We start from the raw sequence: 22857 nt of genomic DNA, 5'->3' as shown, positions 1-22857 counted from the left end.
TTACTCCGTATACGGCTTCAGAAGGATATCATCGGTGACGAGGACGCGGACCGGCGCGCCGGCCGGGACACGCAGGGTGGGCCGGAGATTGAGCTCGCGGCCAACGATCCGGCTGCCGGTGCGCGCGGCTTCCTGGGCGGCCGCGTCACCAAGGCTGCGTGTGAACCGGCCGTCAGACGTCGCCTCTGCCTCGTTCGCCAGGATGCTGAGCACTGCCGAGATCGCGATGGCCCCGCCCACACGGCCAAGCCGGTTGTCGACCCCTGCGTCCAGCCCGGCTGCGCCCGCCCCGTCGGTCGCCGCCATCTGCGGCAGGTCAAGCGAGCCCCCGTCCGGCATCAAGAGCCGGTCCCAGTTCAGGAACACCCGTTTGTCGCCGTAGCTGTTCTGGCTGGAATAGGTCCCAATGAGGCGTGCGCCCTGCGGGATCAGGACATGATCGCCGGTAATGCTGTCATGGACCGGGCCCGAGACCTGCGCGATGACGCGGCCCGGCAGGTCGGAATTCACCGCCGTCAGGAGCGCCGCCGGAATGACGCTGCCGGCCTGCAGGAGATATGGCGGCCCCGGCGGCGGCGCGGGCGTTGCAAGAAGGTAGGGCTGGCTGGCCGCCTGAAACGGAGCGGCCCCGGCTGCCGCCCCGTCTGTTGCTGCAGACGCGCGTACAGCCGGAACGTCGCGGCGGGTAAAGAAGAGATCTGCAGGTGCGGGCGGCGCGGGCGCCGGTCTGGGGGTGCTGTAATCGCCTTGCGGGTGGGACGTCTCCCAGGCGCTGCCGGCGGGAAGGGCGAGGTCTTCCTTATGATCCGTATAAAGATGCTCGGGCGGTCCGCCGGGTCCCCACAGCCAGTCATGAAGCTCCTCCGCGTCCTCGTGCGGCGGGGTGAGCGCGCCGGTCTCGTAGCGCGCCGGCAGGCGGCTGAGGCCCTCGGGAAGCGCGGCTGCCGCCGCCGGGGCAGTCTGAGCGCGGCTCGGGGCGGCCATGGAGCGCGGGGAAAGTCCGGTGACGAGCGCTGCGGCGACTAACGCGCCGATTGTTCCGGCGCCCGCCAGGAGGACCTTGCGAGAAAGCCTTTTCGGAGAGGGCGGACGGGCGCGCAGGCGCACCGCGGCTTCGGCCGGAGAAGGCTGGGGGTCTTGTGTCACCGGGCGCCCTCCCCCGCCGGTTTCGGCGCGCGCCGCTCGATGGTCACGACGACCGGGCGCCTGTAGCCGAGCCGCAGTTCGGCGACCGCGAAGATCCGGTCGATCTCGTAGCGCCGGCCATCGATGCGGTAATTGACAAGCTCGAGCCCCTCGCCCGTCCGCATGAAGATGGGCGGCATGTCCGAAGCCGCGATACCTTCAGGAAACTGCACCCAGGTCCTGCGCCCGTCATCCCAGACCTTTTCCGGCATCCAGGCCGGCAGTCCCCTGCGCGGCGCCTTCAGGACGTAGTCCTCATGGAGGGGGCGCGGCGGAGGTTCGGGTTCAGGCGCGGGTTCCGGTTCCGGCGGCGGCGCAGGCGCGGCCGGATAGGTCCAGGCGGCCTGGGCGGTATAGATCTCGCCGGCCGCCGAGACCGCCTCGATGAGATAGGCCCGCCGGTCGGTGACCAGCACGATGTTGGTCTTCAGCCTTGCGGCCGAGGGTTTGACGATCAGGATTGCGCGGTCGCCTGAGAGCGTGTTCGACACGCTCCAGCGGGCCGTATCGGCCGCCGCAATGTCGATCAGGACCTCGCCGGGCTCCAGCAGCAGGGTCGAGACAAAGTCGGGCGATGTCTGCAGCTCATAGATCGCCCCGGGCTCCCAGGCATAGAGCAGCGTCGCCTGCTCGAAGATGCCCGGGGCGGCGCGCTGGCGCGCACCGCTATTGGCCTCGGCGAGGATTCTCGCCGCCTCGCGCGGGGTGACGGGGGCGGCCGGCGGGTCCGGCTTGAGGCTGGCGGGCTCCGGCAGCAGAGACTCTGGTTCTGCCCGTGCCTCCTCCGGAGTGTCGGCGATGATCTCCTCTGCAGGGATCGTTCCTGCGGCGAGCGGCGGCTCAGGCAACTCTGTCATGACCTCGGGCGCCGCAATGAGAGCCGGCTCCATCGGGGCAGCCGGAGGCGGCAGCGGGGTGGCGCAGGCGGCCAGCAGGCCCGCGGTGAAGGCGAGCGGGACAGACGCCGGGATGAGAGAACGTATCATTGGTCGCGGCTCCAGCTGAAGTCGGTGATGTAGAGACCGAGCGGATTGACAGCGACGTCACCCGCCCGCTTCGGCGGCACATGGGAGACCGTGAACAGGCCCGTGAACGATCCCCTCGCCGGCGACGCAGGACCGGCTTCCTCCTCGGTCCAGCTGACCTGCCAGCTCCGGTCGCTGCGCTGCACGATCGAGCGGATATGGACCGTGCGGGCCGCGCTGCCGACGGTCCGGAACGGGTCTTCCTCCCGGGCGATGGCGCTGAGTTTCGTGGCCGCTTCGGGGGTCACGAACTTGTAGGCGGTGAGCCAGTTCTCCCGCAGCACCACCGCATCCGTCGGGCGACTGCGCACCTGGCGGACAAAGGCGCCGATGAAATACGCTGTCTGTGCCGCGTCCGGTGTCCAGCTGCCGGCATTGGTACGTACCGAGAGCACCTGGCCTTCCGGCGCCACCTCCACGACATGCACGAAGGTGCGCTGCTGCAGCGCGACAAGTGTGAGAGCTGCGCCCAGGCCTGCGGCCAGGACAAGCGCGGCAAAGGCAATGCGCCGCCAGCTTGCCGCCGAGAGGACCGCCGATCCCATCCGCGCGTCCCATTCGGCCTGCGCGCGGCGGTAGGGCGTGTCGGGCGGCGGCGGCGCATAGGAGGTTGCAGGGGCCCTGAACGGAAAACGCATCATCTTCTCCCGGTGCCTGGTCGAGGCCTTGGCTGAAACTTAGAATGATCGATCCGAACACCGGCAGCGCCGGCCCGCGGGGCAGCCGCCGGGCGGACACCGGCGCGCCGGCCGGCGCCGGAGCCGGAAATCATGCTGCGGACAGTCATGGCCCCTCCGGCGACCGCCCCGGCCGCGCCCTGCGCGCCCCGGTAGCTGTCGGCGCCGGAGAGATGGGGCTGGCCCGCCACGACTTCGGCCGCAAGCTGGGGCCCGAACCAGGCAAGCGACATCACGGTCAGCCCGAAAAGGAGGATATTGAGCGCCCCGCCGGCATCCAGCGTCAGCGCGGGCGGCAGGCGTTCGACGAATGCCATCGACACTGAAGCAATGAGCGCCAGCACGAACAGGCGCACCGCGCTGCCGACCACCCAGCCGAGCGGGCGCTCCGCGATCCAGGCCGTGCCGGAGAAGACGCCCCACGGCAGCGCCACAAAGGCGGCGAGCGTGCCGAGCTTGAACGCAATCAGCGCGGTGAAGACCTGCAGCGCCAGGACGAAGAAGCCCAGCATCACGGTGATCGCCGCGATCAGGATGACCGACAGGGTCACGAAGTCGGTGATGATGTTCATGCCCTGCCCGAGCGCCGCCGTACGGCCGAAGAGTTCGGCGCCAATGCCCGCAATGCGTCCGGGATCATGCAGATTCTCGAGGCTGAGCGTACTGCCACCGGCGCGCAGGCCGAGGAGCGCGCCCGAGGCGTGGACGGCGCCCGCGAGCGTGTTCCAGTTGTTGATCAGGAAGGCGAAGAAGCCGACGAAGAGGACCTTGCGGAAGAAGGGCGCGAGCGCGGGCTCCTGGGCGAGCGCCCATTGCGCCCCGGCCAGCGTCACCGAAATCACGATCAGCGCGTTCAGCACATACGCGATGTCCCCCGCGATGAACCCGAACCCGGCATCGAGCACGCCGAGGAAGGCGTCGAGAAATCCGTTGATGACATTGCTCTCCATCGCGCGCGCCCCCTCAGAACGCCCGGCGCGCGGGCGGACCGCCGTCCGGCCGTGTCGGCGGAAATGCCCGTATACGGATTTCTTCGGCGCGCGCCTCCCTTGCGAGCCGCTCCATCCGCTCGGCCTGCAGTGCCCGGCCCTCGGCGATCATCAGCGCCTCGATCCCGGCAAGCTGGGCCGCGCCGAGGCCGAGGATCTGGTTGCCCGCCTGGGCCGCCGAGGTCTGGCCTTCTGCGCCCTCGGAGGCTGCAAGGGCTGCCACAAGCTGGCCCTGTGTCTGCCCGAGCCGTGTCGCGGACCGGGCCTGCATCGCCATGGCGCGCGACAGGCTCCGCCGGCTTTCCTCGCGCCAGCGGACGGACTGGCCAAGCAGCCCTTCGAGGTCATGGGCCTCCCAGGTCTCCGGATATAGCGCCTCGATCTCGGCGCCGATGCGCGCGATGTCATGGCTGAGCCCCTCCCCGCGGCGCAACAGGGTCTCAGCCTCCGCGATCGCCTGCCCAAGCTCAGGCGACAGCTGGAAACCACTGCGCGACACCATCCGCGCCTGCTGCTCCAGCGCGGCGATCTGGTGACGGATCTGCTCCAGCATCCGGGCCGCGGCCATCAGGTTTTCGGCATGGTTGGCCGGATCATGAACAACGATCTGCGCGGCTGCAGGCGGCGCCGGCCAGAGGCCAGCCGGCAGGGCGAGACCGAGCATGAGGGCGGCAAGGCGTGAGGTCCTGCAGGTCATGCGGCGGCTTCCTTCAGCGAGGTTGGAGACATCGCGCTCTGGTCTTCCGTCTCCGGAGCAGCTTGGCCGGGCGGGGCCTGCGATCCCTGCCTCGTATCGGCCGCCTCGAACCGGCCAATCGCGGCGGCCGCTTCGGGAAGCCCTCTGGCACTCAGCCAGTGACGGGCAAAGCCTTCTGCCCCGTGCGCCGCCAGCACCCGGTCGATGAGCGCCTGGTCTTCGGGCCGGCCGGCGGCTGCGAAGGCGAGCGTCGCGGGGCCGAGTTCGAGCTCGATCCGGCGGCACCCGGCCCGTCCGGCAATGTAATAGTCCCGCTTCGGCAAAGCCTCGGCGACGAGATCGATCTGCCGGTCATTGAGGCCGGCCGCCTCGTAGAAGCTTCGGGTTGCGGGCTCGCGCGCCCGGTCATTCGGCAGGAAGATCCGGGTCGGGCAGTTCTCGAGTACGGCAGCCGAGATCGGCGAACGGGTCACATCCGCGAGGGCCTGGCTTGCAAAGATCACGGCGACATTCTGCTTGCGCAGGGTCTTGAGCCAGGTCTCGATCTCGGCGGCAAAGGCCGTGTCCTTGAGGTAGAGCCAGGCTTCGTCCAGCACCAGGAGGCTCGGGCGGCCGTCGAACCGGGCCTCGAGGTGGCGGAAGATCACCGGCAGGACACTTCGCGCCGCGCGGGGCCGGCGCAGCAGCGCGCCCACCTCGAAGGCCATGACGCTCGCCTCGGCGCGCAGCCTGCAGTCCTGATCAAGGAGCCCGCCGAGCGGCCCGGCATGGGTAAACGGCGCGAGCGCCCCGCGAAGGCCTGCATCCTGGACAAAGGCGGCCAGCAGCGACAGGGTGCGCTCGCGGGCGGGCCGCCCGGCGAGGAGCGACAGCGCCCGGCCGAGTTCGAGGCGCAGTTCGGGCGTCAGCGCGGCGCCCTCGGCAAGGATGACGTCGCAGAGCCAGCCTTCCGCCCAGGCCCGCGCGGCAGGCTCATGGATATCGGCAAGCGGCTGGAACCCGGGGGCAAGCGAAGGATCATCCGCCTCCGGATCGAAGAACACTCCGCCGAGCCCCAGCACAATCGCGCGGCAGGACCGGCCGGTATCGAACAGGAAGACCTGGGCGCCCTCATAGCGCAGCCATTGCGCGGCAAGGGCGGCGATCAGGACCGACTTGCCCGCACCTGTCGGGCCGATAACGAGCGTATGGCCGGTGTCGCCGGCATGCAGGTTCAGGCGGAACGGCGTTGCCCCGTCGGTGGCCGCCAGCATCAGGGGCGGACCGCCCAGATGCGTGTTCCAGGCCTCCCCCGGCCAGACCGCACTGGTCGGCAGGAGATGGGCAAGGTTCGGTGCCAGCAGGAGCGGCCGGCGGATATCGGCATAGGCCTGGCCGGGCAGGCTGCCGAGCCAGGCCTCGACGGCGTTGACGGATTCAAGTTCGGTCACAAAGCCGAGCCCGTCCGTTATCTGACGGATCTGGCGGACCGCCTCGTCCGCCGCTTCGGCGCTCGCCTCCGCGACCGTGATGGTCAGCGTTGCATAGCCGGCCCCGCACCCCTCCCCGAGCAGTGTCTGCAGGGCCGTATCTGCCCCTGCCGCCTGGCTTGCCGCATCATTGTCCTGGAGCGCCGATTCCTCGCGGAACATCGCCTCCCGGAGCAGGGTCGCAAGCCCCTTGCGCTTCGAGAACCAGCGCTTGCGGGCGCGTTCGATCTCCCGGCAGGCCTCTTCCCGGGACAGAGGCAGGATGCGCGTCACCCAGCGATAGGGCAGCGCGAGACGGTTCAGGGCGTCCAGCAGGCCGGGCTCGCTGGCGCTGACAAAGCTGCGCACCGAGAGCACGCGCAGGTGATGGGCGCCGAGCCGAGGCGCGAGGCCGCCGACGAATGGCGTATCGGTCAGGAGCGCGTCGAGATGGAAGGGCGTCTCCGGGACAGCGATCCGGCCCATCCGGCGATCAGAGACGGCGTCATGCAGGAAGCCGAGCGTTGCTGCGTCATCCAGCCAGCACACGTCCGGCATCAGCGCCGCGAGCGCCGCATGGAACTGGTCTGTCTCCTGGACGAACCGCTCCAGCAAGGCGCGGTAGCCTGCTGCCGGGGCCGCTGCCTCCCCGCCCTCGAAGAGGAGCGATTCAAGGCGGGCCTCCTTCTCGGGGGGCGGGAGGAAGCACAATGTCAGGAAATACTCCGTCTCGAACCGCGCCCCGGCGGTCTCGAAGAGGGCGCGGCGCTCCTCGTCGATCAGCCAGGCTAGACCATTGCCGAAGTCAGACACCGGATAGCCGGGCGCCGGGCGGCGGCGCGCTTCGGCATGCAGGCACCAGCCTGAGCCGAACTGGCGCAGGGCGCCGGCGATCCGGGCGGATGTACCCATCAGTTCGGCGAGCGAGGCAGAATCGAGGTCCGCCCCCCGGAAGGCGAGCGTGCGCTGGAAGGCGCCGTCCTTGTTGAGGATGATCCCCGGCGCGACCAGCGCACCCCAGGGGAGGTAGTCGCTGAGCCGGGAAGCCGGGCGGCGGTAAGGGCTGAGATCCATCATCGTCTGTCAGCTTTCGAGGAAAGAGGGTTTGGAGAGGTGGCGCGGCCAGGTCTCGAGGAACCAGGGATCGCGCGCCGCGGCCCAGGCGGCTGCGCCCTGCGCGGCCGCCCAGAGCGGCAGGCCGATCAGCGGCTGCTGCAGCCCGAGGGCGATCGCCGCGCCGAGCGTCGCATTGAGGATGGCAAACTCCCGCGGGACCCCGCCCAGGAGGATCGGCCGGGTCAGCGAGGTGTGGAGCTCGGTCACATATCCCTCGGGCAGCGGTTCGGTCATCAGAGCACCGCCCCGCCGGCAAAGCCGAAGAAATCGAGGAAGAAGGAGACGGCCGCGAACATGATGGCAATGCCGAGCCCGACAAAAGCGAGCTTCCTGACCCCGCCCCCCCCTTCGGAAAACATGATGGTAATCCCGGCCAGCACGATGGCGATCACGGCCGCGGCGCGCGCGACCGGACCCGTGATCGAATCGACGACCTGCTGGAGGGGGCCCTCCCAGGGCATGCCGGACCCGGCGGCAAAGGCCGGCGCGGCCGCCGCGGCTCCGAGCGAGATCAGCAAAGCGGCCTTTGCTGTAATGCGTATGGCTGTATACGGATGAAATTTCATTCTGGGTCTCCTTCGGCTGGGGTGGGGCAAGTCGTTAGATCCAGTATCTCGGTGATGCGGCGCCCATGGGCTGTGCGCGCGATGAACACGATAAGGTCCACGGCCGAGGTAATGAGGCGCTCCGGGCTCGCGGCCTGAGCCTCCAGGCAAAGGTCCTCGAGCCGGCGGCACGCATCGCGCGCCGAGTTTGCATGCAGGGTCAGGAGCCCGCCGGGATGGCCGGTGTTCCAGGCCTTGAGGACGTCGAGCGCCGCGCCGCCGCGCACTTCGCCGACAATGATCCGGTCGGGCCTCAGCCGCAGGGCGGCCTGCACCAGGTCGCGCAGGGTGACTTCCGGCGCGGCGCGCCGGGTCAGCAGCTTGACGGTATTGGGAGACGAGACCTGGAGCTCGGGCGTATCCTCGAGGACAATGAGGCGCTGCTTCGCAAGGGAGCGCTCGGCGAGCAGCGCATTGAGGAGCGTTGTCTTGCCCGAACCCGCGCCCCCGGCCACGATGATGTTGCGGCGCGCGGCGACCGCCTTGCGCAGCACGGCGACCTGGCGGGGCGTGGCAATGCCGGCAGAAAGGTATTCGCGCAGCGTATGGATGCGGTCCGGCCGGAGGCGGATCGCCAGCACCGGCGCTTCGGCGAGCGGCGGCAGGACTGCCTGGACCCGTGCCCGGCCGCCCGGAAGGCTTGCCGACAGCAGCGGACGGTCAGGGCCGACCGTCTCGCCCGCCGCATGGGCCAGCAGCCGGATCGCTGTCTCCCGGTCACTGGCCGGCATATATTTGCCGGTCGCTTCAAGCCCCCTCCCCGCGCGGTCGATCCAGATCGCGCCGTCCGCATTGACGAGGATCTCGGCCACGGACGGATCGGCGAGCGCGGCCGCCAGGACCGGGCCGAGGGCGGCTTCCAGCACGCCGCGCTGCCGGATCGAAGGAAGGGTCCTGTCAGGCGCCGCGCTCATGACGCCCCCTCCTCTGCGTCCGCGTCCACAAGGTCCTGACCGGGCTCCTCTGCCGCGAGGCCGTGCAGATGGGCCGCCCCGCCTCTCGAATAATTTAGCGCCGCAAGGTCCATGAACCGGTCGAGCCGCGCGTCGGCGCTGGCCGTGAGGCTTGCGGCAATCGCCTCGTCGAGCGGCGGGTTATGTTCCAGCCAGACCTGGACAAAGGTCAGGAAGAGCTCGCGCTGCAGCGCCTGCTCGCCGGAGATGCGCAGAAGCTCGCTCTCCATACGGCCGATCTGGCGCCGGACGCTGTCGCTCGCCGCGCGGGCCGGCCCCTCTTCGCCTGCCGCCAGCATCGCGCGGACGGCCGAGGCAATGAAGGCCGATTCCGAGCGGCCCTGCCTTGCGGCGAGCCTCGAGACTTTCCGGGCAAGGTCCGGTTCGAGATAGGTGCGCAGGCAGGTCGATCCCATGAGCGTCAGATCCCCGTTCTTCGGCGCGGCCGTTTGCCCGGAGGCTCCGGCGGCGCCGGCTGGCGCGGGCCGGGCCAGCCCGGGGGCGCTTTCAGGCCGGCGAGCGCCTGCTGCGACAGGCTGAGGGGCCCCGGCGAAAACAGGTCCCCCTGCGATGAAGCGGCGGGCGCGGAGGTCCGCGCGCGCGCAGGCGCCGCGGGACGCCGTGTGTCAGCCTGCGGCTCAAGTCGGCCGAGGGGCAGGACATGTTCCCAGTCATGGCCTGTCGTCAGACGGACGGGCCTCTTCGAGGCAGGCCGCAGCCGCCCGGCGAAGACAGGCTCCTCGTCATACCGCAGCTTCCTTGTACGGAGGGGTTTTGTGCCCGTCACAAAGGTCAGCTGCTCGCCGGGGGGAAGCTGGCGCACATCGGCGGCGAGCAGCAGAGGGCGGCTTTCTTCGCGCCAGGTGATGCTGCCCTTTCGGGCGCCAAGGATCCGCCGGGGGCGCTGCTCGGAATGCTGCGGGCGAAGCTCACGCGCCTCGCCGGCCATCTCGGCAATCTTTTTCGCCGTATCCATGTCGGCCGCGGCAAACGCCGTCACGATCTGGCAATTGTCGAGGATGACATTGTCCCGGCCATAGGCGCGCAGGATGTGGTTCAGCGACTGGCAGACGAGATAAGCCTTGAGGCCGTAACCCGCGAACGCGCCCATCGCCGTCTCGAAGAAGGGCATCTTTCCAAGCTGGGGGAATTCGTCGAGGCAGAGGAGCAGGGTGTGGCGCTTCGCCCGTCCGTCGCTGCCATGGGCAAGATCCTCCATCTGGCTGCGGGCAAGCTGGTTGAGGAAAAGGCGCATAAGCGGCATCAGGCGCGCCGCGTCCGAAGGCGGGGGCTGCAGGTAGAGCGTCACCGGCGCGTCCCCGCACATCAGGTCTGCCAGCCGGAAATCCGAGACGCTGGTCTTCTCGGCCACCAGCGGATCGGCAAAGAGGCCGAAGAAACTCTCGGCGGTTGCCTTGAGGCCCGCCTGGAGGCGCTCCTCCCCGGCGAGGAAACTCGTCGCCCCGTGCAGGACTTCCGGATGGACCTCCGGCTGGCCGGTGAGCGGGCTCAGCCGGTGGAGCGTCAAGCGCATCTCCTCGCAGGTGGCCCTCAGGTCGCGCAGCTTCTCGCGCACGACGGCGAGAGATTTGCGGGGGAGCGGCTCGGCATAGAGCACATGCAGGATCACGCCCGTCATGACCTGCCGGGCCGACTTGTCCCAGAAATCGGAATGGCGCGCATCGCCGGCCGGATCGGTGATGATCTCGACGATGTTCTGGACGTCGCGGACCTCATTGGCGCCGCGGCGCACTTCAAGGAGCGGGTTGAAGGACGCTGATGTCGGCCTTGTCGGCGCAAAGCAGAGGACGGGGCCGAGCGTCTCGCGAAACCCCCCGGTACCCGGAAAATGATGGCGTGGGTCGCCGCCGGCAAGCTCGCCCTTCACATCGAGGACGAGGGCCGATCCGCCCCAGGCGAGCAGCGTCGGGACGATATGGCCCCTGCCCTTGCCGGCGCGCGAGGCGCCGATCAGGAGCTGGTGGCCCGGCCCGTTATGGCAGAGGATCTCGCCGCCGAGCCTGCCGAGGACCGTGCCGCTGGACGCAAAAAGCCCGGCCGCCCGGGCGTCCTCGAAACTGCCCCAGGCCGCTGCGCCGAAAGGTTTCTGGGTCCTGCCGGACTTTGCTGTCAGTGCGATCGGCGCAAGGGCAGCGAGGCTTCCTGTGAAGAGGATCGCTTGGGCAAGTCTGAACGGACGCGGGAACTCTGCAGCATGGGCAGACGACCAGCGAAGTACCGTCCACGGAGGATAGAGAGCGAATGTCCCGGAAAGGGCAAGCCGGGGTCCGAGCGCGGGATGATGGCCGAAGACATGGCCGATGAACTGCGTCGCCGCGCTGAAGGCGAGCACCAGGATCAGGAGGGAGGCGGCCGCAGCAACTCCGAAGCGCATGGTCAGACCTGGTCCGAAACGCCCGGGAACAGCCCCGGGCTTCGGGGCCATCACCGCCGGAGACAGGGCGAATCGCCAGCGCTGACACCCTCCGGGCGAAATGGGTCCGGGCGGGCCGCAGGCCAGATTCTGGCGAAACTCACCAGACAGGAACCCTTTGCTCGCGATTGTCTTCATCCGGCAGCGGATGGGCGGCGGGTTTCGTGGTTTTTGCGGCGTCGCGCCTCAGGGCGGGAAGCGGCGGTAGTGACAAGGGGGAATTCGCGCGAGCGTGGAATCATCCGGGCAGAGAGGGTCTGACAAGCGCGTGGATCAGCGCGGATCTCCGACCAGAAGCGGATGCGGGACAGCGCGCTTGACGATACGCGCGACGGGGCGGATCCGGGCGCGGTCGATGAACTCTGCCTGCGGATCGAGCGCGGCTCTCAGGACCGGCCAGTCGGCCGCCTGGCGGAGGGCAGCCCTCAGGGAGAGATCAAACTCGCCGATGATCTCGATCGCTTCCATCACTTCCGGCGCCTCCGCAATTGCCTGCTCGAACCGTTCGCGCCTGGCGGCGGGGCTTCGCGTCAGGGCAAGGTCGATCCACGTGACCGGCCAGGCCTCGAAGATCGACGCATCGAGCTCTGCCATGTAGCGCAGCACGGCGCCGGACTCTTCCAGCCGCCGCAGACGGTGAAGCGTCCCGCTATGGGACAGCTCGATACGCCGCGCGATATCCTGGATCGACGCGCGCGCCCCGGTCTGCAGCAGGCGGAGGATCTTCAAGTCGGTTGCATCAAGCCTCACGCCGGAAGGCGCAAACAAGGGCGGCAGGGGCTGCGTTGACGTCGGGGTGCGGTCATTCCGGGTCATGGAGGCGTCGGTCGGCAGCTACATCCGTTCAACACGCAATATCCGGAGCAGCTTAAGTAAACCCTAAGATGTTTTGACAAACAACTCCGTGTTGATTTGACATGTCGCTACAGACTCCGCTCAACCTGCCTCCGGGGTTCCATGCACGGTTCCCGGAAACTGACGTCCGGAGAATGCGAGGCAGCTTCTGCGCAGAGTGTCAGGCCTCACCTCCGGACGTCGCCGCGCAATCAACCACAACGCCAAAATGATCGGATCGCTTCCGCCCGTCCTCTGACGCTGCGGGCCGGCCGAACACTCTGGTTGCTTCAAGATTACCGGCAAAGGCAACATGGTCGATCGCTCTGGCGTCGACCCCTTCGATCTCGCCGTGCGTTACAAACCTGAATCCAGCGAAAGCTGTCTCCATCAGCGCATGGGAACGCTTTGGTCCCCAGACGTGCGGCATGAACTGATTGAAGTCCCCAAGTATAATCACGGGCCCCTCGTCCTGCCATTGGCGGATCCAGGGGGAAAGATCTTCAAGAAATCGCTCATGCTGGCGCCAGGGCCTGGCCCGAGGCTCCTGGCCGATCGGACTTGCGAAGTGATAGGGGATGCAAAGTCCGGTCACACGGAGCCGCGTCTCACCAAGAGACGTCAGGCCCGTGATCGCGCTTCCCGTCACCTCAAGCGCATCGATCGTCTCGACATCCTGCCAGGAATGCTTTGACCAGAGCAGGACTTTGCGCTCGCTTTTGTCCTCGTTGCTCAGAGGGCGCCTGGCGCTGAAATCGCGTGGCCGCCCAGAGCCGCTGCGGACTCTTCCCATGCTTCGGTCAGGCACAGAACATCCGGATCAAGCTCTGCGATCTCGGCCAGCAGGGACTTCGCCCGCCATTTCGATGGAGCGTGCCGCTCGATATTCCAGTTGACGATTCTCACCTGAGAACTCCCCGCCTGCTCCCGTCACCCGAGTGACAACAGGACCGCGGGGGTCACGTCAAGGCAGCAATCGTGTCTCCCCCGGCGCCGGAGATCCGGTAGCGGGCGGACGGCGCGTCTGCCGGAGCGCGGCCGCCGCGCAAGGGGGCGGGACCTGATCGTCCGTGAACGTCCGCAGGCATTCTACCTACAGCTTCCCCTTGCGCGGCGCCCTCATGCGCTCCGGCCATGCGCCTTCCTGCCGCCCGCCACCGCCTCCTGCGGACAGAAGTGAGACGGCGAAGGAGACTGACATGACCGAGCCAACCAATACCCATTTCCCAGCCTCACCGAATGAGCGGCCACGCATCTATGTGGCGTGCCTTGCGGCCTATAACAGCGGCGTCCTGCACGGGCGCTGGATCGATGCGACCACCCCGGACGAGATCATGGGCGAGGTGCGCGCCATGCTGGCGGCCAGCCCGGTGCCCGGCGCGGAGGAATGGGCCCTGCATGACCATGACGGCTTTGAAGGCATCAGCCTTTCAGAATACGCCTCCTTCGAGACGGTCTGCGACCTTGCCGATTTTCTCGGCGAGCATGGCAGTTTGGGCGCAAAGCTCTTCGATCATTTTGGCGGGTCTGTCGACGAGGCGCGCGCCGCCTTCGAGGAATATGCCGGCCAGTACCATACGGCCGCCGAGTTTGCCGAGGAGATGGTCCGGGAGACCGGCACAGAAATCCCTGCCTCGCTCGAATACTATATCGACTGGCAGGCGCTTGCCCGCGACATGGCCCTCAATGGCGAAATCCTCCTCTTCCAGACGGGCTTCGACGAAGTCCATGTCTTCTGGTCCCGGTAAGGGAGGGCGCAGCGATGTTCAGCGAACGCTTTGCCTCTTTTGTCTGTCCCGGCGATGTCATCTCCTGCGAGCATGCCGGCTTCAACGTCTCCGCCCGGATTATGGCCGATGACTGCCCCGACCGGCCCGACCAGCGCCAGGACGGCTTCTGGCCCTCTCTCGAGAAGAATGCCCCGGGATTTATCGGGCCGGGGCCAGACCCTCGCAAGCGGGTTGCCGAGGCGCAGGGGCGCGCCGAAGCCATGATGGACGGCTGGCGCCGGGGCGAGTGGTTCTATTGCGGCGTCGTCCTGTCGGTCTCGCTCGCAGGCGTGGAACTCGCGCCCCATTCGGCGAGCCTGTGGGGCATCGAGGCCCATGATCCGTATACCGACAATACCCATCCGACCGAGACAGCACAGGCCCTCCTGCCCGAAGCCCTGGAAGAAGCCCGCGCGGTATTGTCCCGTCTTGCCTCACTCGCCCGCAGGGAGACGCCCTGATGGACGACTTCGAACGCCTGCTCGGGCCTCGCCCGCAGCTCACGCTCGATATCGAGCAAGGGTTCCTCACCGCGATCTGGGTCGCCGGGCGCAGGCCCGACATCGCTATCCGGGACTATGACCTCGGCGCCTGCGATCCGGATCCGGCCCTCGATGCGTTCGGCGCGCGGTACGTGCCAATCAACTGGTACCTGCCGCCATGGCGGCTGGGCCTTGCCCTCGCCCCGGGGGAGCTGTTTCCTTTCTGAAGCGTGCCGGTGCCGCGGCCTGGAAGGACGCCCATTAAGCTGGGCCGGCGTTGCATTTCACGCGAGGACCCAGGTCGTTAGAGAAGATCCAACTGGGTTCAATACGACGCAGCGCCCAGGTTCTGTTCCGGGCTCGGTTTGGGTCAGGCCGCAGGAACGATGAGCAGTAGAACGTGACCAAGATGCGTTTAGTAACTCGCTGGCTCGAAGAGTCCCCGGAGTGTGCATTGGCGGCATCCCATCCTGAGGTCATGAAATCGCAGGCAGCGCTCGCGCCGCATGCAGGGTTATCCACCTGCCATCAATAACTGGGGCACACCCTCGGCAAGGGCTTGGGATCACGACGAATGTAGCGATGCGCGAAGGTATCCACCACGCATTTGTCCAGCTAAGCGTCACGTTGCCGTTGTCGCTCCAGCCACGCCACTATTCGAGTAGTTACCTCTTCGTCCTCTAACTGGGCGGCAAGAATGTGTTGCAACCGATAGAACTTGCGCTTCGCTGCGCCTCTAGGCTTCGCGCAGTCGAGAGCCACCGGCAATACTGGGCGCTTCAGTCCGCTGAATACTTTCAGCTCACGGCTACGCGGAAACGATGCATAATAGTCAGCAGAGCAAAAAGCGACGAGTCGTTCACTGTGCGAAAGCCCTCGCTTAATGCCGTCTATCCAGTCTTCGCCATCTGCAAGGCTTTTTCGGTCGAACCAGAGCTGGGGACCAACCGAAGCAACAGCATGCGCCAAACCGGAAACGCGCTGTAGATCGTGTGACGAGTAAGAAAGGAATGTGCACGGAGGCTCGTGCCCCAGCATCGTAGGGGTTTGACCTTCAGCGTGCGCGCCGACGTCGGTTCGGAACAAAGTGAAACGCTCGGCCCAACGCTCCAGCGTCCAGTGGGCCTCCGCGACTGTCTCTTCCACGATCCGACAAAGGCGTTTTGGCTTCCATGGACTGCCGTTGGCAGGCGGCTGGAAGAAGGCCTTGCCGAAGAGTTCGCGCTTCCATTTTGCTGAGCGCTCTCCTGCGGCCCGACCACAGCGTTCACCAACGTGAACGTCGAACGCCTTGACCCTCCCGGTGATAATCAGGTGTCCGATGCGCTCAAGGACTCCCGATCCCCTGAAACTATTCCATGACATGCCCACTGGCATTGGAAGGAGCACGTACGGCGTCACCCGCCCATATACTTCTTCGTATTGTTGGGCCAACGGGCTCGACGCCATCGTCCTTTCCGCCCTCTCAACATGTGATTGCAATACGTCAGTGAAGCCAGCCATGAATCCGGCTGACCCCGCCGTCTCGATTAACGAAACGTCCGCTGCGATCCACTTTCCAGGCAGAAAGAAAAAGAAAAAAAAGAAGACGCTCCCCCCCAAATAGACCTAAACAAGTAAAGGATCTTACAGACCGCACCGATGCTTGCAACCAATACAGAGGTTGCCTGGCACCCCCGCACGGAGCAAGAGACAGGTTAGCAATCGTGAGATAGGCTTCGCCAGGCTTGGGTCTCAGAGCAAGAGAGCCATCGCGCTGGTCAGTGCCCGCCTTTGCACTTTGCGATCAACACAGCAATTCGCCGATCCAACTCCGGCTTTCGCTGATTTCCGACTTCTGCCGGGCTTTGTTATTCCGCGCGAGACAAGGAATGAAGCAGGTTCGCCATCCTTGTAAGTGTTTCGGATTCGCCTACCCGTTTAGCGCGCTTCACCATCAAACCGATTTCTGAAAGTAGCGGGGAAACAGATCTGTTCTCTGACCTGTCTCCCGACAGGGTCGTATGGATCAAGGCGCCGTAGGTTTCCAGAAGTGAAGCGTCGCGCGTTGCTCCGGCAAATATTGCGTTTCCTGTCTCATTCCGTGAACAGAATAAGGGGGCGTATTCCCGGGCGACTGGCGTATCGCCCGGTAGCACAACCACGGACTCGAGGCGCAGTGCAGCCGCCTCCAGCTCCATTTTCTGTAAAGCGCTTTCAGCCAGGAGCAGAGAGGCGAGAATGCGGGCCCTGACGGCCGGGGAAGCAGCATGTTCAAGCGCATTTCTGAGTGGCTGGCCGGTCGTCAGTTCGTCCAACAGCCAGAAATTCCCGTCCGTATATCCCCAGGCGGAAATGCGGGGGAAACCCTGACGGCGTCTGGACAGGCTCGCAAGGTCCGGAACCCGGTCGATTGTACGCCCATTGTTCGCACCGCCGCGATGAACGAGGAGCCTTCCCGAGGTGACGGAATCTTTGGCGATCACGCGGTAGATCACCCGTTCGGTGTCCTGACGAAGTATCTGAGCAACACGAACACCGGCGGCATCGGCTGCGCTTCGATCTGCCTTTGGAATCTCGCCGGGTATCTCCGGCAGATATGACCGGAATACCGCTGAGCCCAGCTGTTCGGCGCGTCTCAGCGCCTCGAAACGCAGCCGTGCCGGCACCGACGGAGATGTGGACGCCTGGTCAGCAGCAGCCAGCCATGCTTCGATCTCGAATGACGGCGTACCGCGCATGCGCCACGCCGCGGCAATCTGGGCCAGTCCGGGAGTTTCATCATCATTGCGCGGGCCGATGAGATATTCATCGATTTCGGCAAGGCGCACAGCTGTAAAAGAGCCCGCCTTTTGCGCCAGAGCGTGCATCCGGTCACCATCGGGTTCAGTTGCCGCATCGAAGGACGGCATTACGAACCGGCCTTTCAGCGTCTCTCCATTTTCAGGCGACAGCCCGCTTTCGGTCATCGCCCTGTTTCGCCAGGCCTGAGCCTTCTGCACCTCGCCTGTCAGAAGGCTGAGTTCTGAAAGGTCCCTTGCTGCCATCGCTGCCCTGAAACCGTCACGCCGCGTCTGCTCCGCGGTCACCGAGACTGCTACCGTTTCCGGCCAGGGCTGGTCCGGATAACATGTGGAGCGGACAAATGCCGTGGCAGCATACCGGAATGCTTCGTCGACCAGGCTCCCGCGCCTATCGCCGTACCGGATTTGAGCGATAAGGCATAAGGCAAGCCCCTGCTCTGCCCTCGCAAGTGTGTCCGGGCGGCCTGTCTGCGCAAAGATCCCGATCGCCGCGCCCAGCATTTCAGCTGCCTCTTCGAAGCGATGAAGCTCACGGAGCGCCACCCCCAGCTCATAGGAAGAATCGGCAATGCCGAAACGGTTCCCCAGTGCCGCGAAGCGAACAAAAGCAGCTGAAAGGGCGTGCTGTGCCTCGACGAGGCGGCCCCGCCAGGACAAAGCGCGTGCCTCCAGGACGCGCGCGCGCGCAATCCCATAGCTGTCTCCCGCCGCCGCGAATGATGCGCTCGCCCGTGTCAGAAAGGACTGACTTTCGGAAAACGGCCTGTCATCTCTGTTCATCGCTTCCGCGAGCATCAGCTGCCGCCGCCCCTCCGCCATACTGATGATCCAGCCAGCTCCGGACCCGCCATCAGCGCTGCCAGGTTTTTTGTTGCCCACCTGCTCAAGCTGATCAGTCCGCAGGGCCCATTTGCCCGGCCCCGGCTGTCCGGCGCCGTCCGCCAGTCCTGCAAGTTCGACGGCTTTCCAGTACGCAAGCCCCGGATCGTCTGATTTCTCGGCCTGCAGCCGTTCCCGCGCGGCAGGTTCTCCGCGCAGCTCGAGCACCATAAGGGCAGCAATGAGCGGGTGGATATCGCCGGCAACTGGCGCATGGGCGTCCGCTTGCGTATCTGCGGGGAAATGGGCTCCGCAGGCATAGCTGTTCCAGTCCGCCTTGAGTTTTTCCGTATCCGGATCTGTTTTCATGGTCTGATCCCGCACTCTGCTGTTTCAGGAAAGCATCCGATGGCAAGGGTGAAACTGAGTTCCGCCGGGGCTGTCAGCTCATACCATATTATGCCGCCTCTATCGCTTCCGGGCTTTACAACCTGGACCAGGGAAGCATTTGAGTCGGTCATGTATTTCCGGTCTACGTCGAACAGGAAGCTTCCGTCACACGTACCGCCCGGGTCTACTCTCTCTGAAACGACCCAGGTGTCGAGCGTCAAAGGTTCGTAGCGGCGCTGCCCGTCAGACAGCGCAACAACACTTACGACTTGTCCCGGCCCATAGCGGGTGCATCCGCGCATCGCCGCATGAAGAGGCGCCGGACCCGCCATGCCTGCCGGCACCGCGCCCGCGACCTCAGACGCTGTTGCAGAACTGAAATTTCGCCCCAGCGCAGCACAAAAGCCTTCCTTTTCCAGCGAAGGGTGAGACTGAACAGCCGCCGCAAAAAATGCGTCGCAGGCTGCAGAGATGTTTCGCCGCGGGTTGCCCAGCAGGCGCCAGCTGTTCTCGGCGGCCTCTTCAAAGCCGGCAGGCACGAGCGCCAGGTGCTGCCGGATGGCGAGCGCGCCGGATGCAAATACGATATCGCTTGCGGCAACCCGGGGCGATGAAGCATCCGTGCGCGGATCGCTCTGCAGGAAGCTTGCGCTGAATACCATTCCCACGACTTCAAACTTTCTCGCCGTCCTGTTGAACTGAATCAGAGGCGAACCCGACAGTCCGCCCGCACTTTCTGCCCTGACCGCATACAGCTCCGGCACGAGCGCTTCCTGACCGGCTGAAGGTGACAGAAACGGATCGGTGCGCCGGGCGACATTTTCAATATAGGTCCTTGCAACCGGGTCGAGGGGGTTCAGGGCTCTTGGCAGATTCTCCACCGGATACCCGATGATGCCAACCTGTCTGTCGGCAGATGAAAGTCCCGCGCCGATTTCAAATCTTGCATGGTGCCTGAGCCTGTCACGTGTTTCCTCATCAGCTATCTCGATATGGGCGACATCGTAGACGTTGGAATAGGGTCGCGACGAGGACTGAAACTGCTGCTGAAACCGTGCATAGAGCCTGTGTTCCGCAAAAAGTCTGTCCTGCCTGATCGCCCGCGTCAGGTCGACAATAACCGGTTCAGTTTCAGATCCGCCGTTTTGCACACGAGGGAAAACGGCAAGGATCCGCTGGTCCGTTTCCCCGGCCCGGGCCATGCTGTCGACCTGGCTGACGACGTGCGCATTTGTGACGATTTTCAGGACATCACCGGAGCGGTCTGTATCCGGCCCGCAGCAGAGCCAGCCGGTGCCGACCGGTACAAACGTGTCCGCAATATCGTCCTGGCTGAGCGCTACTGGCCCGCCCAGTGCCGTCCCGATAACTGCTACGCTGGCCTCAAGTTCACGCAACCTGTCGCCCGGAAAACGTTCAAGGCGTTCAAAAAACTTAAGGCCCGCTAAAGCGAAGGCGCACATCAGGAGGACCATGACTGAGACAAAGGCCCCCTGGCGGGTCTGTCTCCGGCGCGTCTGCCTGACAACCGCGACGATGTCATTGCTGGGTCTGCCTGTTCTCGCGCCTCGCTTCCCGGGCGGCACAGCAGAGGCCTTCCCGAGGCGCTCGATGATGATCTCGGGGTTGACGCTTTCCGGTGTCGCTTTTGGCGTTCCGAGACGCAGGGAAACTTTCGATCCACTGGAGAGCTCGAACGGATTTGTCAGGGTAATGATGGATTGCGCCTCACCTGCAACGAAAACTTCTGCGCCGCCTTCAAAGTCGATACGGAAATTGCTGCCGGTATAGATCAGCGTACAATGAAACTGCCGCACGCCCTCGTTGAAGTCGCCGGCCAGGGCTTGCGGGAGAACAATATCATTAGACAGATCAATTCCGATCCGAACGACCTGGGGCCGGTCCGCAAAATAGCTTTCCGTGTAAGGTCTGGCACTCCGAGGCAAAAGGAGCGAAACACGGAATCCGGACGTTACAGACATTTCGGCGTTTTCCGCTCCATGCCCGCGCTTCAGAGAAACTGAAGATCGCCGAAAACTTCGGCGTGATGCGGACAGAGGATGCCGTCTGGCGCAAGCCCTTCAAAGCTGAGCGAGGACTGCTGCTCAATCAGTCGCAGCATATCTGAAGCTGTCATCAATGGCGCCCCCTGATCGCCGCCAATCCGCCGCTTAAGCTGTCTGACGATATGGCGCTCGCTGGCATCAGGGGGAGAACTCGAACCCAGGCGCACGCGGCGGAGTGCATCGAAGTCAGCCCCCTGAGCGTGCAACCTTGCTTCAGCGCCTGTCAGAAGCATGAATGGGTAGGATCGTCCGTCCTTCTCACTCTGGTAAACCGGGGCGGATGAGCCATCACTTCGGGTAACCGCACCTTCAGTCACCGGTCCGAACCCCATCGCCTGATGGAACAGCGCGTAGTGCCCGTCGGCTTTTCCGTTCCGGAAGTTTCCCTGTATTGTCTGGCAGCCCTGCGAGGAGAACTGAAGTTCTGTTCCACCATACGCCGCCGCATGGATATGTGCGCCGACCGAAGCTATTCTCTCAGATGCACGGCTGGGATCCCACTGGCTGGCGGACTGTCTGACACGTCCGTCTTCATCGGCAATCTGGCCCCGTCTCCAGGTGAATGCATCTCCTTCAGGCGATCTGAGCACAGGAACCGGACTGGGATCCTGGCGGAGTGTCAGCGGCCACTGCCCGCTAAGTGCCCGATCTGCAAACATCAGGCCGACTGTACGTCGGTGCAGCCCCTGGGGGACCATGCAGGCACGCCAGGACCCTCTTACAGACATTCCGCCCCGGACCCATTGCTGATAGATTGCCTTGTGCAGTTCCAGCGGGACAGTGGAACTTTCGAAGACTGCGACCTGGTCCGTAGCAGGGTCCCAGACACCAATCACGCACCGGCGGCGGCGATGATCGGGTCTCACATCCCTCAGACGCGCGCCGGTCGAGAAGCTCTGGCTCCCGGATACAATCTCGCAGCCCCTCAGCCCGAAGATAATCCGGCGGTCGCTGTCTGCAGGTTCCTGATCATGATCGAACCTGAAGTAATTTGCCTCAGCCATTCTCCGCAACACGGATGCGGTCAGGTCAAACTCTGCCCCATCCGCGGACGTCGGAACGGGCCCCCGCCCGCTCTCCAGAGCGGGACCCACTGAAACGAGATGGAAGTAGTCAAACGAATCCTCATCCCGGGCCCAGCCGAAGTATTTGTTCGGATTGCCTGAAATTTCGCCCCAGACTTCATTAACTGCCCGTCTCAGGTCATTCCTGACGAGAGCGACACTGACTGGGGCAACGGTTCCCTCATCCCTGTTCCAGTCCGGGTCCGCCTCGAAAGCCGAAGCAAGAATGTCAAGCTCTTCTTCTGAAAGCCCCGACACGGTCGGAGGCGCTTCGGGGGCCGCAGCCGGTTCAGCTTCGGAAAGCTCTGACGGTTCCGCCGCGCCGCATGCCACCGCAAGGATCGATGTACTCATCGCCAGCATAGTGCGCCTGCTGAATCGCATCGCCCCCTCCACTTATTCACTTCCCGACAAGGGTCGACAGTTGCAATCTGCAGCCTCCCCCGGGTCTCGATGGAAGGCTGGCGTCTCGCTTGTGAAGTTAACCAAACATTGATTATCCGGCAATCCCACGAATCCGGCGTTTCCGGCGGCCACGGCGGCAGGTAGATTGCGCGTCTGGTCCGAGGCCGGCTCACATCATCTGCCCCTTGGCAGACAAGGTGGCAGGTGCGACGCTCGGCTGAAGATGCCGCAACATTGTTCTGCGAGACCTGACCCGATGACGCAAATTGTTTCCCGGGATGACAGAATTGCCCGTGTGGTTCACGAGGCGCTGCGCGCCTGGTCGGCGGCCAATGGCCAGCATGACATCCCTGCATGGGAAGAGGCGCCGGACTGGATGCAAGCCTCGACCTGTGAGAGCGTGCACCATGCCCTGACCCATCCTGAAGAAAGCGGCGAAGCCCAGCACGCACAATGGCTGCGCCAGAAGGAGGCCGGTGGCTGGCGTTACGGGCCGGTCAAGGATGCTGCGGCGAAGACCCATCCTCTGATGGTTCCCTGGAACGCCCTTCCCGATGTCGAACGCCGCAAGGATGTGCTCCTGCAGGCAGTCGTCCGGGCACTGGCCTGAGGGGCGGAACGGCAGCTGCCTGCGCCAAGATAACGTCGGCCTGCGCGTATTGACCGCGGCGCCAGCCGCGCAGCTTGGCAGAAAGGCAACGCGATCGGCACCCCGGAGCCTGCAAATTGAGGTAGCGACCTGCGGCCCGCACGTGACGCCCCCCTCATCTTCTGATTACCTTCGGTCCATTTGGAACGAAGGAGACCCGCCCGGCCATGGCGATGATAATCTTGTCCCATTTTAGCCTGGATGACGCTCTCGTTAGCGAGCTCGAAACCTGGCTCAAGGCCAATGGGTTCACCGACCAGTTCATCGACGATGCCCACATTGCCGGGGGGCAGGCTGGGAGGAAGCGCGTGCGCCAATGCCGGCTCGTGCCGGGATGTGTATTGCCCCTGACCCAGCCCCCGGAATTCCGGCCATGAATTTGCAGACTCTCTCGATCAGAGAGGATGACACATGCGCAAGAGCAGATTTTCAGACGAGCAGATCATTGCGATGATCCGGGAGCACGA

At 65.1% G+C, this 22857-nt stretch carries 22 protein-coding genes; 5 read left to right on the top strand and 17 right to left on the bottom strand.

Annotated features, from left to right (window positions below):
- The 13 genes from ACK4SV_RS13015 to ACK4SV_RS12955 all read right to left on the bottom strand — a co-directional run bounded on the left by ACK4SV_RS13015 (position 1) and on the right by ACK4SV_RS12955 (position 12869).
- Positions 1-1146, bottom strand: coding sequence for a TrbI/VirB10 family protein (locus ACK4SV_RS13015; protein ID WP_409918268.1), 1146 nt, complete (start codon positions 1144-1146; stop codon positions 1-3).
- Positions 1143-2171, bottom strand: a complete 1029-nt coding sequence (locus ACK4SV_RS13010; RefSeq protein ID WP_409918267.1) for a TrbG/VirB9 family P-type conjugative transfer protein — start codon at positions 2169-2171, stop codon at positions 1143-1145. The genes ACK4SV_RS13015 and ACK4SV_RS13010 overlap by 4 nt, the downstream gene beginning before the upstream one ends.
- Entirely contained in the window at positions 2168-2848 is a 681-nt protein-coding gene (gene trbF, locus ACK4SV_RS13005; RefSeq protein ID WP_409918266.1) for a conjugal transfer protein TrbF, read from the bottom strand. The genes ACK4SV_RS13010 and trbF overlap by 4 nt, the downstream gene beginning before the upstream one ends.
- On the bottom strand, positions 2848-3837 hold the full coding sequence (locus tag ACK4SV_RS13000; RefSeq protein WP_409918265.1) for a type IV secretion system protein: 990 nt from the start codon (positions 3835-3837) through the stop codon (positions 2848-2850). The genes trbF and ACK4SV_RS13000 overlap by 1 nt, the downstream gene beginning before the upstream one ends.
- Before the next feature lie 13 nt (positions 3838-3850).
- Positions 3851-4573: a hypothetical protein gene (locus ACK4SV_RS12995; RefSeq protein ID WP_409918264.1), complete on the bottom strand. Its 723-nt coding sequence runs from the start codon at positions 4571-4573 to the stop codon at positions 3851-3853.
- Complete coding sequence (gene trbE / locus ACK4SV_RS12990) at positions 4570-7098, bottom strand: conjugal transfer protein TrbE (RefSeq protein WP_409918263.1); 2529 nt, start codon at positions 7096-7098, stop codon at positions 4570-4572. The genes ACK4SV_RS12995 and trbE overlap by 4 nt, the downstream gene beginning before the upstream one ends.
- 6 nt (positions 7099-7104) lie before the next feature.
- Positions 7105-7371 (bottom strand): VirB3 family type IV secretion system protein, encoded by a 267-nt coding sequence (locus tag ACK4SV_RS12985; protein WP_409918262.1) that lies wholly within the window; start codon positions 7369-7371, stop codon positions 7105-7107.
- The gene (locus tag ACK4SV_RS12980; protein ID WP_409918261.1) at positions 7371-7703 is read right to left on the bottom strand and encodes a TrbC/VirB2 family protein; all 333 of its coding nucleotides are present in this window, start codon (positions 7701-7703) and stop codon (positions 7371-7373) included. The genes ACK4SV_RS12985 and ACK4SV_RS12980 overlap by 1 nt, the downstream gene beginning before the upstream one ends.
- Entirely contained in the window at positions 7700-8656 is a 957-nt protein-coding gene (gene trbB / locus ACK4SV_RS12975) for a P-type conjugative transfer ATPase TrbB (protein WP_409918260.1), read from the bottom strand. Before trbB ends, ACK4SV_RS12980 begins: the two co-directional genes overlap by 4 nt.
- Positions 8653-9111 carry a hypothetical protein gene (locus tag ACK4SV_RS12970; protein ID WP_409918259.1) on the bottom strand — a complete coding sequence of 153 codons (459 nt, stop codon included), beginning with the start codon at positions 9109-9111 and terminating at the stop codon, positions 8653-8655. The genes trbB and ACK4SV_RS12970 overlap by 4 nt, the downstream gene beginning before the upstream one ends.
- Positions 9112-9116: 5 nt before the next feature.
- Positions 9117-11090 (bottom strand): type IV secretory system conjugative DNA transfer family protein, encoded by a 1974-nt coding sequence (locus ACK4SV_RS12965; protein WP_409918258.1) that lies wholly within the window; start codon positions 11088-11090, stop codon positions 9117-9119.
- Between the two features lie 312 nt (positions 11091-11402).
- Positions 11403-11945 carry an Lrp/AsnC family transcriptional regulator gene (locus ACK4SV_RS12960; protein WP_409918257.1) on the bottom strand — a complete coding sequence of 181 codons (543 nt, stop codon included), beginning with the start codon at positions 11943-11945 and terminating at the stop codon, positions 11403-11405.
- 750 nt (positions 11946-12695) lie between these two features.
- The gene (locus tag ACK4SV_RS12955; protein WP_409918256.1) at positions 12696-12869 is read right to left on the bottom strand and encodes an endonuclease/exonuclease/phosphatase family protein; all 174 of its coding nucleotides are present in this window, start codon (positions 12867-12869) and stop codon (positions 12696-12698) included.
- Positions 12870-13162: 293 nt separating this feature from the next.
- On the opposite strand from ACK4SV_RS12955, the gene ACK4SV_RS12950 reads away from it, so the two are divergent.
- From ACK4SV_RS12950 to ACK4SV_RS12940, 3 genes are read left to right on the top strand one after another with little or no spacing between them, the layout of a single operon-like run.
- The gene (locus tag ACK4SV_RS12950) at positions 13163-13711 is read left to right on the top strand and encodes an antirestriction protein ArdA (protein WP_409918255.1); all 549 of its coding nucleotides are present in this window, start codon (positions 13163-13165) and stop codon (positions 13709-13711) included.
- Between the two features lie 14 nt (positions 13712-13725).
- Positions 13726-14193, top strand: coding sequence for a hypothetical protein (locus tag ACK4SV_RS12945; RefSeq protein WP_409918254.1), 468 nt, complete (start codon positions 13726-13728; stop codon positions 14191-14193).
- Positions 14193-14441, top strand: a complete 249-nt coding sequence (locus ACK4SV_RS12940; protein WP_409918253.1) for a hypothetical protein — start codon at positions 14193-14195, stop codon at positions 14439-14441. The genes ACK4SV_RS12945 and ACK4SV_RS12940 overlap by 1 nt, the downstream gene beginning before the upstream one ends.
- A 388-nt stretch (positions 14442-14829) precedes the next feature.
- Here ACK4SV_RS12940 and ACK4SV_RS12935 read toward each other — a convergent pair whose 3' ends face one another.
- The 4 genes from ACK4SV_RS12935 to ACK4SV_RS12920 form a co-directional block, all read right to left on the bottom strand.
- Entirely contained in the window at positions 14830-15717 is an 888-nt protein-coding gene (locus ACK4SV_RS12935) for a toll/interleukin-1 receptor domain-containing protein (RefSeq protein ID WP_409918252.1), read from the bottom strand.
- Positions 15718-16064: 347 nt separating this feature from the next.
- A complete protein-coding gene (locus tag ACK4SV_RS12930) occupies positions 16065-18185 on the bottom strand; it encodes a hypothetical protein (protein WP_409918251.1) in 2121 nt (706 codons plus the stop codon).
- Positions 18182-20188, bottom strand: coding sequence for a hypothetical protein (locus ACK4SV_RS12925; protein ID WP_409918250.1), 2007 nt, complete (start codon positions 20186-20188; stop codon positions 18182-18184). The genes ACK4SV_RS12930 and ACK4SV_RS12925 overlap by 4 nt, the downstream gene beginning before the upstream one ends.
- A 29-nt stretch (positions 20189-20217) precedes the next feature.
- Positions 20218-21699 carry a hypothetical protein gene (locus ACK4SV_RS12920; RefSeq protein ID WP_409918249.1) on the bottom strand — a complete coding sequence of 494 codons (1482 nt, stop codon included), beginning with the start codon at positions 21697-21699 and terminating at the stop codon, positions 20218-20220.
- Between the two features lie 298 nt (positions 21700-21997).
- Between ACK4SV_RS12920 and ACK4SV_RS12915 the strand changes: the two genes are divergently transcribed.
- Complete coding sequence (locus tag ACK4SV_RS12915; protein WP_409918248.1) at positions 21998-22351, top strand: RyR domain-containing protein; 354 nt, start codon at positions 21998-22000, stop codon at positions 22349-22351.
- 206 nt (positions 22352-22557) lie between these two features.
- Positions 22558-22767: a hypothetical protein gene (locus ACK4SV_RS12910; protein ID WP_409918247.1), complete on the top strand. Its 210-nt coding sequence runs from the start codon at positions 22558-22560 to the stop codon at positions 22765-22767.
- Positions 22768-22857: the final 90 nt, after the last annotated feature.

This window comes from Hyphomonas sp. (genome assembly GCF_046313735.1).
Taxonomy (GTDB): domain Bacteria; phylum Pseudomonadota; class Alphaproteobacteria; order Caulobacterales; family Hyphomonadaceae; genus Hyphomonas.
The sequence above is the reverse complement of the archived record's forward strand: the minus strand, read 5'-3'. Positions and strand labels throughout refer to the sequence as shown.